14 protein-coding genes are annotated in these 15,314 nt (G+C 70.4%); 9 read left to right on the top strand and 5 right to left on the bottom strand.

The window, feature by feature from the left end:
- Positions 1-7 precede the first annotated feature (7 nt).
- From ACZ4Z4_RS21400 to ACZ4Z4_RS21390, 3 genes are all read left to right on the top strand, one after another.
- A complete protein-coding gene (locus ACZ4Z4_RS21400; protein ID WP_468329314.1) occupies positions 8-985 on the top strand; it encodes an NAD(P)H-quinone oxidoreductase in 978 nt (325 codons plus the stop codon).
- A gap of 173 nt (positions 986-1,158) precedes the next feature.
- On the top strand, positions 1,159-1,644 hold the full coding sequence (locus ACZ4Z4_RS21395; protein ID WP_468329311.1) for a hypothetical protein: 486 nt from the start codon (positions 1,159-1,161) through the stop codon (positions 1,642-1,644).
- A gap of 65 nt (positions 1,645-1,709) precedes the next feature.
- Positions 1,710-2,255, top strand: coding sequence for a bacterial proteasome activator family protein (locus ACZ4Z4_RS21390; RefSeq protein ID WP_468329309.1), 546 nt, complete (start codon positions 1,710-1,712; stop codon positions 2,253-2,255).
- A 182-nt stretch (positions 2,256-2,437) separates the two neighbouring features.
- Here the strand turns inward: ACZ4Z4_RS21390 and ACZ4Z4_RS21385 are convergent, their stop codons facing one another.
- On the bottom strand, positions 2,438-4,096 hold the full coding sequence (locus tag ACZ4Z4_RS21385) for a protein kinase domain-containing protein (protein WP_468329306.1): 1,659 nt from the start codon (positions 4,094-4,096) through the stop codon (positions 2,438-2,440).
- A gap of 306 nt (positions 4,097-4,402) precedes the next feature.
- Here ACZ4Z4_RS21385 and ACZ4Z4_RS21380 point away from each other — a divergent pair, with 306 nt between their 5' ends.
- A complete protein-coding gene (locus ACZ4Z4_RS21380; protein WP_468329303.1) occupies positions 4,403-5,974 on the top strand; it encodes a protein kinase domain-containing protein in 1,572 nt (523 codons plus the stop codon).
- A gap of 58 nt (positions 5,975-6,032) precedes the next feature.
- Here ACZ4Z4_RS21380 and ACZ4Z4_RS21375 read toward each other — a convergent pair whose 3' ends face one another.
- Both ACZ4Z4_RS21375 and ACZ4Z4_RS21370 read right to left on the bottom strand, forming a co-directional pair.
- Positions 6,033-6,455 carry a pyridoxamine 5'-phosphate oxidase family protein gene (locus tag ACZ4Z4_RS21375; protein WP_468329300.1) on the bottom strand — a complete coding sequence of 141 codons (423 nt, stop codon included), beginning with the start codon at positions 6,453-6,455 and terminating at the stop codon, positions 6,033-6,035.
- 129 nt (positions 6,456-6,584) lie between these two features.
- Positions 6,585-7,247 carry a response regulator gene (locus ACZ4Z4_RS21370; RefSeq protein WP_150217368.1) on the bottom strand — a complete coding sequence of 221 codons (663 nt, stop codon included), beginning with the start codon at positions 7,245-7,247 and terminating at the stop codon, positions 6,585-6,587.
- A gap of 382 nt (positions 7,248-7,629) precedes the next feature.
- Between ACZ4Z4_RS21370 and pdhA the strand changes: the two genes are divergently transcribed.
- The 3 genes from pdhA to ACZ4Z4_RS21355 are packed head-to-tail and all read left to right on the top strand — an operon-like array spanning position 7,630 to position 11,288.
- The gene (gene pdhA, locus ACZ4Z4_RS21365) at positions 7,630-8,829 is read left to right on the top strand and encodes a pyruvate dehydrogenase (acetyl-transferring) E1 component subunit alpha (RefSeq protein WP_468329297.1); all 1,200 of its coding nucleotides are present in this window, start codon (positions 7,630-7,632) and stop codon (positions 8,827-8,829) included.
- A gap of 2 nt (positions 8,830-8,831) precedes the next feature.
- Positions 8,832-9,812, top strand: a complete 981-nt coding sequence (locus ACZ4Z4_RS21360; RefSeq protein WP_468329294.1) for an alpha-ketoacid dehydrogenase subunit beta — start codon at positions 8,832-8,834, stop codon at positions 9,810-9,812.
- A 12-nt stretch (positions 9,813-9,824) separates the two neighbouring features.
- Positions 9,825-11,288, top strand: coding sequence for a dihydrolipoamide acetyltransferase family protein (locus ACZ4Z4_RS21355; protein ID WP_468329291.1), 1,464 nt, complete (start codon positions 9,825-9,827; stop codon positions 11,286-11,288).
- 63 nt (positions 11,289-11,351) lie between these two features.
- Here the strand turns inward: ACZ4Z4_RS21355 and ACZ4Z4_RS21350 are convergent, their stop codons facing one another.
- Positions 11,352-12,248, bottom strand: a complete 897-nt coding sequence (locus tag ACZ4Z4_RS21350) for a D-alanyl-D-alanine carboxypeptidase family protein (protein WP_468329288.1) — start codon at positions 12,246-12,248, stop codon at positions 11,352-11,354.
- 170 nt (positions 12,249-12,418) lie between these two features.
- On the opposite strand from ACZ4Z4_RS21350, the gene ACZ4Z4_RS21345 reads away from it, so the two are divergent.
- Positions 12,419-13,099, top strand: coding sequence for a GntR family transcriptional regulator (locus ACZ4Z4_RS21345; protein ID WP_468329285.1), 681 nt, complete (start codon positions 12,419-12,421; stop codon positions 13,097-13,099).
- Positions 13,096-14,436 (top strand): MFS transporter, encoded by a 1,341-nt coding sequence (locus tag ACZ4Z4_RS21340; RefSeq protein ID WP_468329282.1) that lies wholly within the window; start codon positions 13,096-13,098, stop codon positions 14,434-14,436. The genes ACZ4Z4_RS21345 and ACZ4Z4_RS21340 overlap by 4 nt, the downstream gene beginning before the upstream one ends.
- 26 nt (positions 14,437-14,462) lie before the next feature.
- Here the strand turns inward: ACZ4Z4_RS21340 and ACZ4Z4_RS21335 are convergent, their stop codons facing one another.
- Entirely contained in the window at positions 14,463-15,287 is an 825-nt protein-coding gene (locus ACZ4Z4_RS21335; RefSeq protein WP_468329279.1) for a maleylpyruvate isomerase family mycothiol-dependent enzyme, read from the bottom strand.
- Positions 15,288-15,314: the final 27 nt, after the last annotated feature.

Genomic DNA, 15,314 nt, shown 5'->3' with positions numbered 1-15,314 from the left:
CGGCCGTATGTATGCGATCACGATTCCCGAACCCGGTGGTCCTGAAGCGCTCGTGTGGGCCGAGGTCTCCGACCCCGTGCCCGGTGAGGGCGAGGTGCTCGTCGACGTGGTGGCGAGCGCCGTGAACCGCGCCGATCTTCTCCAGCGGCAGGGGTTCTACAACCCGCCGCCCGGCGCCTCCCCCTATCCCGGCCTGGAGTGCTCGGGCCGGATCGCCGCGCTCGGCCCCGGTGTCTCCGGCTGGGCGGTCGGCGACGAGGTGTGCGCGCTGCTCTCGGGCGGCGGATACGCGGAGCGGGTCGTCGTGCCGGCCGGGCAGCTGCTGCCCGTGCCCGACGGCGTCGACCTCGTCACGGCGGCCGCGCTGCCCGAGGTGACCTCGACGGTCTGGTCCAACGTCTTCATGATCGCCCACCTGCGGCCGGGCGAGACGCTGCTCGCGCACGGTGGTTCCAGCGGCATCGGCACCATGGCGATCCAGCTCGCCAAGGCCGTCGGGGCGAAGGTCGCCGTGACGGCGGGCAGCAAGGAGAAGCTCGCGTTCTGCGGTGACCTCGGGGCGGACATCCTCATCAACTACCGCGAGCAGGACTTCGTCGAGGAGATCGAGCGGGCCACGGGCGGGGCGGGCGCGGACGTCATCCTCGACAACATGGGTGCGAAGTACCTGGACCGGAACGTCAAGGCTCTCGCCGTCAACGGCAGGCTCGCCATCATCGGCATGCAGGGTGGCGCCAAGGGCGAGCTGAACATCGGCGCGCTCCTCAACAAGAGGGGTGCCGTGACCGCGACCTCTCTGCGCGGGCGCCCGGCCGCCGAGAAGGCCTCCATCGTCGCGGCGGTGCGGGAGCACGTGTGGCCGCTGATCGGCGGGGGGCATGTGCGGCCCATCGTCGACCGGACGGTGCCCATGAGTGACGCGGCGGCCGCGCACCGGGTCCTGGAGGAGAGCAGCCACATCGGCAAGGTGCTGCTCACGCGGTAGCCCACCGGCCTGGCGGGACACCGTGCCGCCGGGCCACCGCCGGGTCGCCGGGTCAAGATGCCGGATTCGTTGCACCATGTGACGCTTGATGCTGGTGCAGTGATCCGATCCTTCCTGATCTCGGCGGCCCGGCCCTGATCTCGGAGACCCGGCAGCGGGAGGGGGTCAGCTCGGTGCAGGCTTCCTGGGCGAACCGTCGCCCCTTCCCCCGTCGCCCTTTCCTCCAGCGCCCCCTCCTCCTCGTCGCGGCGCTCTGTGCGGTCCTGGCGGTGGCGTTCCCGGGCCTCGTCTCTTACGCGGCCGACGCCCCGCCCAAGAACGCGCAGCCCAGGAACGCCCCGCCCCGGCACCCCCTCACCTCCGTAGACGAGACGTCCCGCGCCGGGAGCCGTCCCGGTGAGGGCCGCGAGCGGCCCGGGCGGGCCCAGCCGCTCCCTCCCGACCTGCCGCCCCGGCCGTACAGCCCGCCCCGGATCCCCCCGCCCCCGCAGCAGCCGATGCCGACCCCGGCGGCGCACCAGGACTCCGCGTGGGAGCCCACGGGGCAGCCGCCCGTCGGACCCGTCCTGCCGAACCTCCGCGTCCTGCCCCTCGGCGCCGGCCTGGTCCTCATCGGCCTCGGCCTCGGCTTCCTCGGTCTGCGGCTGCGCCGCGGCTGAGGGTGGATCAGTGCCGTACGGGGGCACCACGGATGTGTGATGTACGCGTGCGAGAGAATGGCGGCATGGAGATGCCGAGGAACGAACGGTCGCCGGAGAGCCCCCAGGTCCTGGTCGTGGGCCAGGACGGAATGGCTCTCGGTGGTGGCGGAGACGACGAATCCCGCGAGGTCCCGGTGACGGAGATGGTCGAACAGCCGGCCAAGGTGATGCGCATCGGCAGCATGATCAAGCAGCTGCTCGAGGAGGTGCGGGCGGCTCCTCTCGACGAGGCGAGCCGGGTGCGCCTCAAGGAGATCCACGCCAGCTCGGTCAAGGAGCTCGAGGACGGCCTCGCCCCCGAGCTGGTCGAGGAGCTGGAGCGGCTCTCCCTGCCCTTCACCGAGGAGGCGACGCCGAGCGACGCGGAGCTGCGGATCGCGCAGGCCCAGCTGGTCGGCTGGCTGGAAGGCCTCTTCCACGGGATCCAGACGACGCTGTTCGCGCAGCAGATGGCGGCGCGGGCCCAGCTGGAGCAGATGCGCAGGGCGCTGCCGCCCGGTGTGGGCGGCGGTGAGGAGGAGGACGAGAGCGGCGGCATCGCGGGCCGCACGGGAGGCCCGTACCTGTAGTCGGCCGGACCGCCCGCACGTCCAGCAGGCTCACACGGCCCGCACACCCCGAACAGCTACAGCCACACCACAGCTACAGCCACAACCACAGCTACGCCGAGGGGCTCGGTACGCATCCCGCGTACCGAGCCCCTCGGGGTAGAAAGCAAAGATCGGCGTAGAAAGCAAAGAACAGAAACCCGCTATGCCGGGTTGCCCGTCGAGACGTCGAACTGGATCTCCAGGCCCTTCGGGTCGACCTCCGTGCCTTCCTTCGGGGTCTGCCGCATGACCGTGTCCTCGCCGTAGGCGTTCTCGTCGACCTTGCGCTTGTCGTAGCTCCAGCCGGCCGCCTGGAGGCAGGACAGGACGGACTTCCAGTCCTTGAACGTGAAGTCCGGGACCTTGATCTTTTCCTCGTCGTTGTAGCCCACGTCGGGCTCAGAGCACTCGTCGGTCTCCATCGTCATGTTCCGGTTGGGCCCCTTGTGCCCGGCCACCGGCTGCTTCGACTTGTCGCCGGTCGCCTCCTTGCCGCCGTCGTCGCCGCCGCTCAGCGACAGCGCGGTGACCAGGCCTCCGACGGCGAGGAGTGCGACGACGATCGAGCCGACGATCACCGGCATGTTCTTGCGCTTCCCACCGCCCGAGCCCCCCGAGGACCCCGAGGACGGGGATGTCGCCGTGGCCGGCTGCGGCGAGATGTTGTACGGCGGCGGGGTGTGCGCCCCCTGCTGCGGCGCGTACGCGTTGGCGGGGGGCGGGGTCTGGTAGCCGCCCTGCTGCGGGTAGCCGTAGCCCGGCGTGGGCGCGGGGGTCGCCGGGCCGTAGGGCCCCGGTGCCGGGCCCGGCTGGTACGGCGTCTGGACGCCGCCGGTCTGCTGCGGCATCGAGGTGTCGACCGGCGGGAAGACCGCGGAACCGACGCCCGCGCCGCTCGACGTCTGCGCGCCCGGCACGATGCTGGGCGCCGCCGCCTGCAAGGACTGGGCGACGCGCAGGCACTCGTCGCGCATGGCCTCGGCGGTCGGGAAACGCTCGTTCGGGTTCTTCTTCAGCGCGCGGGCGACGATCGCGTCGACCGCGGGCGGCAGGGCACGGTTGATCGAGGAGGGGGTGACCGGCTCCTCCTGGACGTGCGCGTACGCGATGGCGAGTGGTGAGTCCGCCTCGAACGGCAGCCGTCCGGTGACGAGCTGGAAGAGCATGATGCCGACCGAGTAGAGGTCGGAGCGCGCGTCGACGCCGCGGCCGAGGGCCTGCTCGGGCGAGAGGTACTGCGGGGTGCCGACGACCATGCCGGTCTGCGTCATGGAGGTGACGCCGGACTGCATGGCGCGGGCGATGCCGAAGTCCATGACCTTGACGACGTTGCGCTTGGTCATCATGACGTTGCCGGGCTTGATGTCGCGGTGGACCAGGCCCATCTCGTGGCTGATCTCCAGCGCCGCGAGGACATCCGCGGTGATCTTCAGCGCCTGGTCGGTCGGCATCGCGCCGAACTGGGTGACGGACGCGTCGAGCACGGAGCCGAGCGGCTTGCCCTCGACGTACTCCATGACGATGTACGGCATCGTCGCGCCGTCCAGATCGTCCTCACCCGTGTCGAAGACCGACACGATGTTCGTGTGAGTGAGCTTCGCCACCGACTGGGCCTCGCGGCGGAAGCGCTCGCGGAAGGACTGTTCGCGACCGAGCTCGGTGTGCAGCGTCTTGATCGCGACCTGCCGGTCGAGCACGGTGTCGTAGGCGAGGTGCACCGACGCCATGCCGCCCTCGCCGAGCAGATCGCGCAGTTGGTAGCGGCCACCGGCCAGCGAACGCCCCGCGTACCGCCCCTGTGCGCCGTCCTGGCTGCTCATCTCGTGCGTCCCCCATTGGCGCGGCCGCCGGACGGCTCCGCGGCTGGTGATCGATAACCGCTATTCCAGGCCAAGTCTGCCCGAGGACGATGACGCGTCAAGCTCGGTGCCCGTTCCGTGACCGTACGCGCAAGAAGCGTCTCGGAAGCGTTACAAGTTTGCGCGTGGGACCCCGGGACGGCTTTGATGTCCGGTCCACCTCGAACCGGCGGGTGGCGCGAAGGCTGTAGCGTGGCCCGTCGGAGTACCCCGTACCGCGACGTACTCAGTACCAAGTACCACGACCAGAAACGACGGCGAGGACTGATGGCACAGACGCAGCGCGCTCAGGGCCCGTCCGACCCCGAGGCGACTGGCGGCGGTATGTCAGACGCGCCTGAATTGTGGGGCAACGGCGGGCTTGTGGGTGACGGCCGATATCGGCTGACGCACAGACTCGGCCGGGGCGGCATGGCCGAGGTCTTCGCCGCCGAAGACGTACGTCTCGGGCGTACGGTCGCGGTCAAGCTGCTCCGCTCCGACCTCGCCGAGGACCCTGTCTCCAAGGCCCGTTTCACGCGTGAGGCGCAGTCCGTCGCCGGTCTCAACCACCACGCCGTGGTCGCGGTGTACGACTCCGGTGAAGACGTCGTCGGGCCGAGCGTCGTCCCGTACATCGTCATGGAGATCGTCGAGGGACGGACCATCCGCGACCTGCTGCTCAACGCGGAGGCGCCGGGTCCGGAACAGGCCCTGATCATCGTGTCGGGCGTCTTGGAGGCGCTGGCGTATTCGCACCAGCACGGCATCGTGCACCGCGACATCAAGCCCGCGAACGTGATCATCACCAACACCGGCGCGGTGAAGGTGATGGACTTCGGCATCGCGCGCGCCCTGCACGGCGCGCAGTCGACGATGACGCAGACCGGCATGGTCATGGGCACGCCGCAGTACCTGTCGCCCGAGCAGGCGCTCGGCAAGGCCGTCGACCACCGGTCCGACCTGTACGCGACCGGCTGTCTGCTCTACGAACTGCTCGCGCTGCGCCCCCCGTTCACCGGTGAGACGCCGCTCTCCGTGGTCTACCAGCACGTCCAGGACCAGGCCGTGCCGCCGTCCGAGGTCTCGGACGCGGCGCCCCCGGAGCTGGACGGGCTCGTCATGCGCTCCCTCGCGAAGGACCCGGACGACCGGTTCCAGACCGCCGAGGAGATGCGCGGCCTCGTCCAGTACGGCTTGCAGATGCTGAGCGAGCAGGGCAGCCACACGGGCACCTGGAACACCGGCCCCGTCGAGGCGCACGAGGGCGGCCACACCACCGCCATGGGCGTCGCGGGCACCACCGCGATGGCGCACCCGGACTCCGGGACCGCGCAGATCCCGAGCCCCATGCTGCGTCCGCCGGGCGATGACGGCGGCTTCGAGGGCGGGCCGCGCGGCGGCAGGGGCGGCGGCCGCGGCAAGATGCTGCTCTTCGCCGTGCTCGCGATCATCGCGATCGCGGTGGGTGTCGCGGTCGCGCTGAGCGCGACCGACAACAAGGAGAAGAAGGACCCGCCGAAGACTCCCGCGACGAAGCAGTCGCAGTCGAAGGAGCCGAGCAAGAGCGCGGACGAGGAGACGTCGGACGAGACGGCGGATCCGGGCACGGGCACCGGCGGCGAGACGGACTACGACCCGCCGACGAACCAGCCGACCAATCCGACCGGTCCCACGGGCAACCCGTCCCGGCCGACCGACGACCCGACGCAGCCCACCCAGGATCCGACGCAGCCCACCGAGGACCCGACGACGCCCACCCAGGACCCGACCCCGCCCACCCAGGACCCGACGCCTCCGGACGGCGACGACGAGGGCGCCGAGAACGGCGGGGGAGACAACGGGGGCGGCGGTCTCTGACCGCTCCTCCCACGGCGGCGGTCTCTGACCGCTCCTCCCGCGGCTGCGGGCAGCGGGCCTACGGCAGGTACTGAAGGTGCCGGTCCTCGCCCGCCCGCAGGGTGTGGACCGTGCAGAACTGCGGCTCGATGCGCAGGTAGACCGGGTCGAAGGGCTCGCCGTCCACGAAGCGCGGCCCGCGGCCGAAGAGCTCGATGTCCGCCGGGGCCGGCTCGACCGCCTCGCAGAGGCCGACGAGCTGCACGGTCCAGCGGAGGTCGCGCACGGTCGTCACGTTGAGGTTGTCCGCGCCGTACGCGACGACGCTGCCGACGCACGCCTGGTGGTAGCCGTATCCCCGGTGCATTCGGAGCAGGACCTTCCGGTCCACCACGATGTGCCGGCACGCCGCGAGGAAGGGCAGCGCGCGCATGCTGGTCGCCACCCGGCCGTAGTCGGTGCGGCCGAGCAGTTCCAGGGCGAGCTGGTCGTCGGTGGGCATGCCACCACCATGGTTCATGGACAGGGCGCCGCAAAAGGGGATCCCGCCCTCAGCGAACCGGGACGTAAGTCCCTCGACAGCCGGGGCCCGATCCGCTTTGCAGGCACTCCGGACAAGCTCCGGTGCCGCCTAGTGCTGCTTCTCCGCCTGCATGCGCGCCACATACGCGGCCGCCTGGGAGCGCCGCTCCATGCCCAGCTTGGAGAGCAGGCTGGAGACGTAATTCTTGATCGTCTTCTCGGCCAGGTGCAGCCGCTCGCCGATCACGCGGTTGGTCAGGCCCTCGCCGATCAGGTCGAGGATCTTCCGCTCCTGCTCGGTGAGGTTGGCGAGCCGGTCGTCACCCTTGGCGTTGTTGCCGTCGCGCAGCCGCTCCAGGACCCGGGCCGTGGCGACGGGGTCGAGCAGGGACTTGCCGGCGGCGACGTCCCGCACGGCGGTGAGGAGCTCATTGCCGCGGATGGCCTTGAGGACATATCCGGAGGCACCGGCCATGATCGCGTCGAAGAGGGCCTCGTCGTCGGCGAACGAGGTGAGCATCAGGCACTTGATGTCCTCGTTCTGCGAGCGGATCTCGCGGCACACCTCCACACCGCTGCCGTCCGGCAGGCGCACGTCGAGCACGGCCACGTCGGGCCGGGTCGCGGGGATCCTGACCAGGGCGTCTGCCGCGGTGCCGGCTTCGCCGACGACCTCGATGTCGGACTCCACGGAGAGCAGCTCATGGACTCCACGCCGGACCACTTCATGGTCGTCGAGGAGAAAAACCGTAATTTTTCCGTCTTCGCGCACGGAGCCAGTCTCACACACGATCTCTTCGGGTGCCCGGGCGGAACCCTTCCAATGCCCGGGGTGGGCGGGATAACGTGCCGGTGTTCCGGCCCCCTGCCAGGCTGTGATCAGTGCTGTGACCAGTAAGTGTTCCCCCTTTTCTCGGTGTACTCGGAAATCCGAGCATTCGGATACTTGGATTTCCGAGTAAATTCGCAGGTCAGATGGGGTTTCACAGAAATGGGAAGCACTGGGTAACGTGCATTGTGCAGGGCGCTCGCCGGGGCACCTGTCACGCCTGTTTCCCGGCTGAGTCGCACCCACCCCGTGCGCGGGCACGGACCAGGCGAGCCGCACTGGCCCACCCGGTAACCCCGGGAGCCGGACCGACGGAGGAGCACACGTGACCGTGGAGAGCACCGCCGCGCGCAAACCGCGCCGCAGCAGTACGGGCGTCGGCAAGCGCGCGAGCGCCAAGAAGCCCGCGCCGCAGAAAAGCACGGAGCCCGAGCTCGTACAGCTGCTGACGCCCGAGGGCAAGCGGGTCAAGAACGCGAAGAACGCGGTGTACGACGCGTACGTCGCGGACATCACCGCCGAGGAGCTGCGCGGGCTCTACCGCGACATGGTCCTCACCCGCCGCTTCGACGCCGAGGCCACGGCCCTCCAGCGCCAGGGCGAGCTGGGCCTGTGGGCCTCGCTGCTCGGCCAGGAGGCCGCCCAGATCGGCTCAGGCCGTGCCACCCGCGACGACGACTACGTGTTCCCCACGTACCGCGAGCACGGTGTCGCCTGGTGCCGCGGCGTCGACCCGACGAACCTGCTCGGCATGTTCCGCGGCGTCAACAACGGCGGCTGGGACCCGAACAGCAACAATTTCCACCTGTACACGATCGTCATCGGCTCGCAGACCCTGCACGCCACCGGCTACGCGATGGGCGTGGCCAAGGACGGCGCGGACTCGGCCGTGATCGCGTACTTCGGAGACGGCGCTTCCAGCCAGGGCGACGTGGCCGAATCGTTCACCTTCTCCGCGGTCTACAACGCCCCGGTCGTGTTCTTCTGCCAGAACAACCAGTGGGCGATCTCCGAGCCCACCGAGAAGCAGACCCGGGTGCCGCTCTACCAGCGCGCGCAGGGCTACGGCTTCCCCGGTGTACGGGTCGACGGCAACGACGTCCTGGCCTGTCTCGCGGTCACCAAGTGGGCGCTGGAGCGGGCGCGCGCGGGCGAGGGCCCGGCGCTCATCGAGGCGTTCACCTACCGCATGGGCGCGCACACCACGTCCGACGACCCGAGCAAGTACCGCAACGACGACGAGCGGGTGGCCTGGGAGGCCAAGGACCCGATCCTGCGGCTGCGGGCCTACCTGGAGTCCGAAGGTCACGCGGATGAGGGATTTTTCGCGGAACTCGACGACGAGAGCGAAGCGTTGGGCAAGCGAGTGCGAGAGGTGGTGCGGGCGATGCCGGATCCGGATCTGATGGCGATCTTCGAGAATGTCTACGCGGACGGGCACGCGCTCGTCGACGAGGAGCGCGCCCAGTTCGCCGCCTACCAGGCGTCGTTCGCGGACGCCCCCGCGGGCGGGGAGGGCAAGTAACCATGGCTGTCCAGAAACTTCCCATCGCCAAGGCGATCAACGAATCGCTGCGCACCGCGCTGGAGAACGACCCCAAGGTCCTCATCATGGGTGAGGACGTAGGCAAGCTCGGCGGCGTCTTCCGCGTCACGGACGGGCTTCAGAAGGACTTCGGCGAGGAGCGGGTCATCGACACCCCGCTCGCCGAGTCCGGCATCGTCGGCACCGCCATCGGCCTCGCCCTGCGCGGGTACCGCCCGGTGGTGGAGATCCAGTTCGACGGCTTCGTCTTCCCGGCGTACGACCAGATCGTCACGCAGCTCGCGAAGATGCACGCCCGCGCGCTCGGCAAGATCAAGATGCCGGTCGTCATCCGCATTCCGTACGGCGGCGGGATCGGCGCGGTCGAGCACCACAGCGAGTCGCCCGAGGCGCTCTTCGCGCACGTGGCGGGCCTGAAGGTGGTCTCCCCTTCGAACTCGGCGGACGCCTACTGGATGATGCAGCAGGCCATCCAGAGCGACGACCCGGTGATCTTCTTCGAGCCGAAGCGGCGGTACTGGGACAAGAGCGAGGTCGACAAGGACGCCATCCCCGGGCCCCTGCACAAGGCCGTCGTCGCCCGCGAGGGCAGCGACCTCACGCTCGCCGCGTACGGCCCGATGGTCAAGGTCTGCCTGGAGGCGGCCGCGGCCGCCGAGGAGGAGGGCAAGTCCCTGGAGGTCCTGGACCTGCGCTCCATGTCGCCGATCGACTTCGACGCCGTGCAGACCTCGGTCGAGAGGACGCGGCGGCTCGTCGTCGTGCACGAGGCCCCGGTCTTCCTGGGCACGGGCGCGGAGATCGCGGCACGCATCACCGAGCGGTGCTTCTACCACCTGGAGGCGCCCGTGCTGCGGGTCGGCGGCTATCACGCCCCGTACCCGCCGGCGCGCCTGGAGGAGGAGTACCTGCCGGGCCTCGACCGGGTGCTCGACGCCGTCGACCGCTCGCTGGCGTACTGAGGGGAGAGGGTCGTGACGACGATGACAGACGCTGCTCTTGCCGAGTTCAAGATGCCCGACGTGGGCGAGGGACTCACCGAGGCGGAGATCCTCAAGTGGTACGTGGCGGTGGGCGACACCGTCACCGACGGCCAGGTGGTGTGCGAGGTCGAGACGGCCAAGGCCGCGGTCGAGCTCCCCATCCCGTTCAACGGTGTCGTACGCGAGCTCCGGTTCCCGGAGGGCACCACGGTCGACGTCGGCCAGGTGATCATCGCGGTGGACGTGTCGGGCGGTGCGGGTGCCTCCGGGGCGCCGGTGGCTGAGGCCGCGCCCCAGGCCGAGCCGGCAACCGCGCCCGCCCCCGAGGCCGAGGCCAAGGCTCCGGAGGGCCGCAAGCCCGTCCTCGTGGGGTACGGGGTCGCCGAGTCCTCGACGAAGCGGCGCGCGCGGAGGACCGAGACCACCGCTGCGCCCGCTGCCGCTGCCCCCGCCGCTCCTGTCGCGGAGCCGGCGCCGGCTCCGCGGCCGGAGGCGCAGCAGCAGGCCGTGAACGGGCACGGCGGTGCCCGGCCGCTCGCCAAGCCGCCGGTCCGCAAGCTCGCCAAGGACCTCGGCGTGGACCTCGCGACGGTCACGCCGTCCGGGCCCGACGGGATCATCACCCGCGAGGACGTGCACGCGGCGGTGGCCCCGGCCCCGGCCGAAGCACCCGCCCCGCGGCAGCCCGAGGCGCCCGCACCGCGGGCCACCGAGGCCCCCGCCCCGGCCCCGGCGCGCGCGGTGAGCGGCGACGCCCGCGAGACCCGGATCCCGGTCAAGGGCGTCCGCAAGGTCACCGCGCAGGCGATGGTCGAGTCGGCGTTCACGGCGCCGCACGTCACGGAGTTCGTGACGGTCGACGTGACGCGGACGATGAAGCTGGTCGAGGAGTTGAAGCAGGACAAGGCGTTCGACGGCCTGCGGGTCAATCCGCTGCTGCTCATCGCCAAGGCCCTGCTGGTAGCGATCAGGCGGAACCCGGACATCAACGCCGCCTGGGACGAGGCCAACCAGGAGATCGTCCAGAAGCACTATGTGAACCTGGGCATCGCCGCGGCCACCCCGCGCGGTCTGATCGTGCCGAACATCAAGGACGCGCACGCGAAGACCCTGCCGGAACTGGCCGAGGCGCTCGGCGAGCTGGTCTCCACGGCGCGTTCGGGCAAGACCTCGCCCGCGGCCATGCAGGGCGGCACGGTGACGATCACGAACGTCGGCGTCTTCGGCGTCGACACGGGCACGCCGATCCTGAACCCCGGCGAGTCCGCGATCCTCGCGGTCGGCGCGATCAAGCTCCAGCCGTGGGTCCACAAGGGCAAGGTCAAGCCCCGCCAGGTGACGACGCTCGCGCTGGCCTTCGACCACCGCCTGGTGGACGGGGAGCTCGGCTCCAAGGTGCTCGCCGACGTGGCAGCGGTCCTTGAGCAGCCGAAGCGGCTCATGACCTGGGCGTAGGCACATACGGGAGGGGGCCTGCCGCGTGCGTCGCGGCAGGCCCCCTTCATGTGTCGCGGGGCGTCACGCCACCTTGAAGCCGTAGTCCAGGAGCTTCTTCGCGTCCTTGGTGCGGTTGTTCAGCGAGGAAGAGGTCAGGACCGTGCCGACGACCGTCTTGCCGTTGCGGGTCGCCGCGAAGACGAGGCAGTACTTCGCCTCCGGGCCGGAGCCCGTCTTCACGCCGATGGTGCCGCGGTAGGAGCCGAGGAGGTTGTTCGTGTTCGACCACGACATGTTGCGGTAGCCACCGGACTTCGTGGTGACCTTCTGCGTGGTCGACTTCGTCTTCACGACCGTGCGGAACGTGGAGTACTTCATCGCGTTGCTCGCGAGTTTCGTCAGGTCGCGCGGCGTCGAGTAGTTCGCACCGTGCCCGATGCCGTCGAACGAGTCGAAGTGCGTGTTGCGCAGGCCGAGGGTCTTGGCCGTCGAGTTCATCTGGCCGATGAAGTTCTTCACGCGCTTGGCGCGGGTGGTGCCCTTGCCGAACTTGTCCGCGAGCGCGTAGGCGGCGTCGCAGCCGGACGGCAGCATCAGCCCGTACAGGAGCTGGCGGACGGTGACCTTGTCGCCGACGATCAGGCGGGCCGACGAGGCGTAGTTGTTGCGGACGATGTAGTCGCTGTACTCCTTCTGGATCTTGACCTTGGAATCCAGGTTGAGGTTCCGCTGGCCGAGCACCACGCGCGCCGTCATGATCTTCGTCGTCGAGCCGGTCGAGCGACGGGTGTCGGCGGACTTGGTGTAAAGGGTCTTCCCGTTGCCGTTGTTCATCACGTAGCCGCCCTTGGCGACGATGGACGGCTTCGGGGGTGCGGCCGCGTGGGCCGGGGTGGTGAGGGCGCCGCCGGCCAGTACCGCGCTCGCGGTGACGAGGACGGCTGATGCGCGACGTACGCCCGTAATGCCGGTAATCAAGTCAAGTACTCCAAATGCCCTAGGGCTGCGGCTGCATGAAGGTGCCGCTCACTCAGTAGACGACTGAGAAGGCCGGATGGATGTGCTGAATCGCCTGTGAATTCCGGGACGGGTGCCCGCCATATGGACGGGGGATTCCGGCGTATACCTGTTGTATCTATGCTGTGCGCATGCCAGCCGCCGCGATCACCCCTCTGACCTCCGTCACCCCCATCAAGCCCCCGCCCGCCGCCGAGCGGGTCTACACGCACGTCAAGCAGGCCGTCCTCGAACGCCGTTACGAGGGCGGCACGCTCCTCACCGAGGGCGAGCTCGCCGAGGCCGTCGGGGTCTCCCGCACCCCGGTGCGCGAGGCGCTCCTGAAGCTGGAGGTGGAGGGGCTGCTGCGGCTCTACCCGAAGAAGGGCGCCCTCGTCCTGCCCGTCTCCGCCCAGGAGATCGCGGACGTCGTCGAGACGCGGCTGCTCGTCGAGACGCACTCGGTGCGCAAGGCGGTGCCCGCCCCCGCGGGTCTGATCGCCCGCCTGGAGGAGCTCCTGGCCCGGCAGCGCGCACAGGCCGCCGCCGGAGAGCTCGCCGAGGCAGCCGTCACCGACCGGTGCTTCCACGCGGAGATCGTCCGCAGCGGCGGCAACGACATCCTGTCGCGCCTCTACGACCAGCTGCGGGACCGGCAGCTGCGGATGGGCGTCGCCGTGATGCACTCGCACCCCGACCGGATCGCGAAGACCCTCGCCGAGCACGAGGAGATCCTCGACGCGCTGCGCCGCGGCGACGCGGAGGCGGCGGTCGCCGTGGTCACCCGGCACGTCGGCTGGTTCCAGAACCTGGCGCGGGGCGAGGTCCGATGAGCTCCGCCGCCGCCCCCGAGCCCCTTCCCGGCGACCCTTCCGCGAGCTCCGCAGGAGCTGGGCGGGCCCCCCTCGGCGGCAGGAAGGCCGTCCTCGTCTGGTCCATCGGCGTCGCCGTCTACTTCGTCGCCGTCATCTTCCGCACCTCGCTCGGCGTCGCCGGGCTCGACGCGGCGGACCGCTTCCACGTCAACGCGTCCGCGCTGTCGACCTTCTCCATACTCCAGCTGCTCGTCTACGCGGGCATGCAGATACCCGTCGGCCTGATGGTCGACCGGCTCGGCACCAAGAAGGTGCTGACCATCGGCGTGGTCCTCTTCACGGTCGGCCAGCTCGGCTTCGCGTTCTCCCCCTCGTACGCGATGGCGCTCGCGTCCCGCGCCCTGCTCGGCTGCGGTGACGCGCTGACCTTCATCAGCGTCCTGCGGCTCGGCACGCGCTGGTTCCCGGCCCGGCGCGGCCCGCTGGTCGCCCAGCTCGCGGGCCTCGTCGGCATGGCGGGCAACCTCGTCTCGACCCTCGTCCTGGCCCGGCTCCTTCACTCCGTCGGCTGGACCGCCGCCTTCGCCGGCAGCGCGCTCTGCGGTGTCGTCGTCCTCGTCCTCATGTCGCTGTTCCTGAAGGACCACCCCGAGGGCCACGAGCCGGAGCCGGTCACGCACACCGGCGCGGCCTTCGTGCGCGAGCAGATCGCCCTGTCCTGGCGGGAGCCCGGCACCCGGCTCGGCCTGTGGGTGCACTTCACCACGCAGTTCCCCGCGATGGTGTTCCTGCTGCTGTGGGGCCTGCCCTTCCTCGTCGAGGCGCAGGGCCTGTCCCGGGCGGCGGCCGGTGAACTGCTCACGCTCGTCGTGCTGTCCAACATGGCCATCGGCCTCGTCTACGGCCAGATCGTGGCCCGGCACCACGCCGCGCGCCTCCCGCTGGCGCTCGGCACCATCGGGTCGACGGCCGCGGCCTGGGCGGCCACGCTGGCCTACCCCGGGGACCACGCGCCGATGTGGCTGCTGATCGTGTTGTGCACGGTCCTCGGCGCCTGCGGCCCCGCCTCCATGATCGGCTTCGACTTCGCGCGGCCCGCCAACCCGCCGGAGCGGCAGGGCACGGCATCCGGCATCACCAACATGGGCGGCTTCGTCGCCTCCATGACGACGCTGCTCGCCATCGGCGTGCTGCTCGACGCGACCGGCGACAACTACCGGATCGCGTTCTCCGCGGTGTTCGTGCTCGAAGCGGTGGGGCTCTGCCAGATCCTGCGGCTCAAGTCGCGGGCGGTGCGCAGGGAGCGGGAGCGGCTGGTCTCCAGCCGGGTCGAGGCGGTGCACGTGCCGGTGTGAGCCCTGTGCGTCACGGTGTCACGGTGTCACGGTGTCACCGCGAAGTTGCGCAGGACCGCCTCGGCCAGTTCGTGGTCGCCCTCGATCTTGACGCGGTCCGCGACCGCCGCGTACGTCACGCGGCCGCACGCGAGCCTGAAGTACGTCTCCCAGTCGAGGGCGAAGGTGGCGAGCGGGCCCAGCGAGGGGGCGCCGTCGACGGTGCCCTTGCCGTCGGCGTCGAGGCGGACCGTGCGCAGGAACTCGACGGGGCCGCTCACGTCGAACACGACCGCCGAGCTCGCGGGGGCGCCCGCCTTCGCGGCGACGACCTTCGGGAGGCCCTGGAGGAGCAGGTCACGGGCGACGTACGCCCCCGGGGAGTCGAGGTTGCCGGGCTTGCGCAGCGTCGTACGGAGGTCCTGCTCGTGCACCCACACGTCGAACGCCCGCAGCCGCATGGCCATTTCGAGGGTCTGCTCCGAGCCGAGCGGGCCGCGGATCTTGGTGCTCGGGTCCCGCGACTCGTTCCGCAGCTGCCGCGTGCGGCGGATGATCGTGTACTCCAGCTCGGAGGTCATCTCCGGCGCGGTGTGGTGGCGCCGCACGTCGACCTGCATCTCCATGTACCGCTGGTTCTCGGTCTGCACGTGGTACAGGTCCCGGGGCAGGGTGTGGATCGGGCGCGGATCGCCCAGCATCTCGCAGTCGAGGCCGATGACGTGGGAGACGATGTCGCGCACCGACCAGCCGGGGCAGGGGGTGGCCCAGTTCCACTCCCCCTCGGCGAGGGGCGACACCAGCTCGGATATCGCTTCCACGGAATGCGTCCAGGCATCGGCGTAGTTCTGCAGGCTGGGATGGAGACTCACGGGACCCCTTGCGGTTGTACGCGGGCG

This window comes from Streptomyces sp. NPDC030245 (genome assembly GCF_055572995.1).
This window is presented reverse-complemented; position numbering and strand designations above follow the sequence as displayed.

Bases quoted from the DNA above. Each gene is read 5' to 3' on its own strand.
- ACZ4Z4_RS21400 (WP_468329314.1), top strand. From the start codon at position 8: ATGTATGCGATCACGATTCCCGAACCCGGTGGTCCTGAAGCGCTCGTG.
- ACZ4Z4_RS21390 (WP_468329309.1), top strand. From the start codon at position 1,710: ATGGAGATGCCGAGGAACGAACGGTCGCCGGAGAGCCCCCAGGTCCTG.
- ACZ4Z4_RS21385 (WP_468329306.1), bottom strand. From the start codon at position 4,096: ATGAGCAGCCAGGACGGCGCACAGGGGCGGTACGCGGGGCGTTCGCTG.
- ACZ4Z4_RS21380 (WP_468329303.1), top strand. From the start codon at position 4,403: ATGGCACAGACGCAGCGCGCTCAGGGCCCGTCCGACCCCGAGGCGACT.
- ACZ4Z4_RS21375 (WP_468329300.1), bottom strand. From the start codon at position 6,455: ATGCCCACCGACGACCAGCTCGCCCTGGAACTGCTCGGCCGCACCGAC.
- ACZ4Z4_RS21360 (WP_468329294.1), top strand. From the start codon at position 8,832: ATGGCTGTCCAGAAACTTCCCATCGCCAAGGCGATCAACGAATCGCTG.
- ACZ4Z4_RS21345 (WP_468329285.1), top strand. From the start codon at position 12,419: ATGCCAGCCGCCGCGATCACCCCTCTGACCTCCGTCACCCCCATCAAG.
- ACZ4Z4_RS21340 (WP_468329282.1), top strand. From the start codon at position 13,096: ATGAGCTCCGCCGCCGCCCCCGAGCCCCTTCCCGGCGACCCTTCCGCG.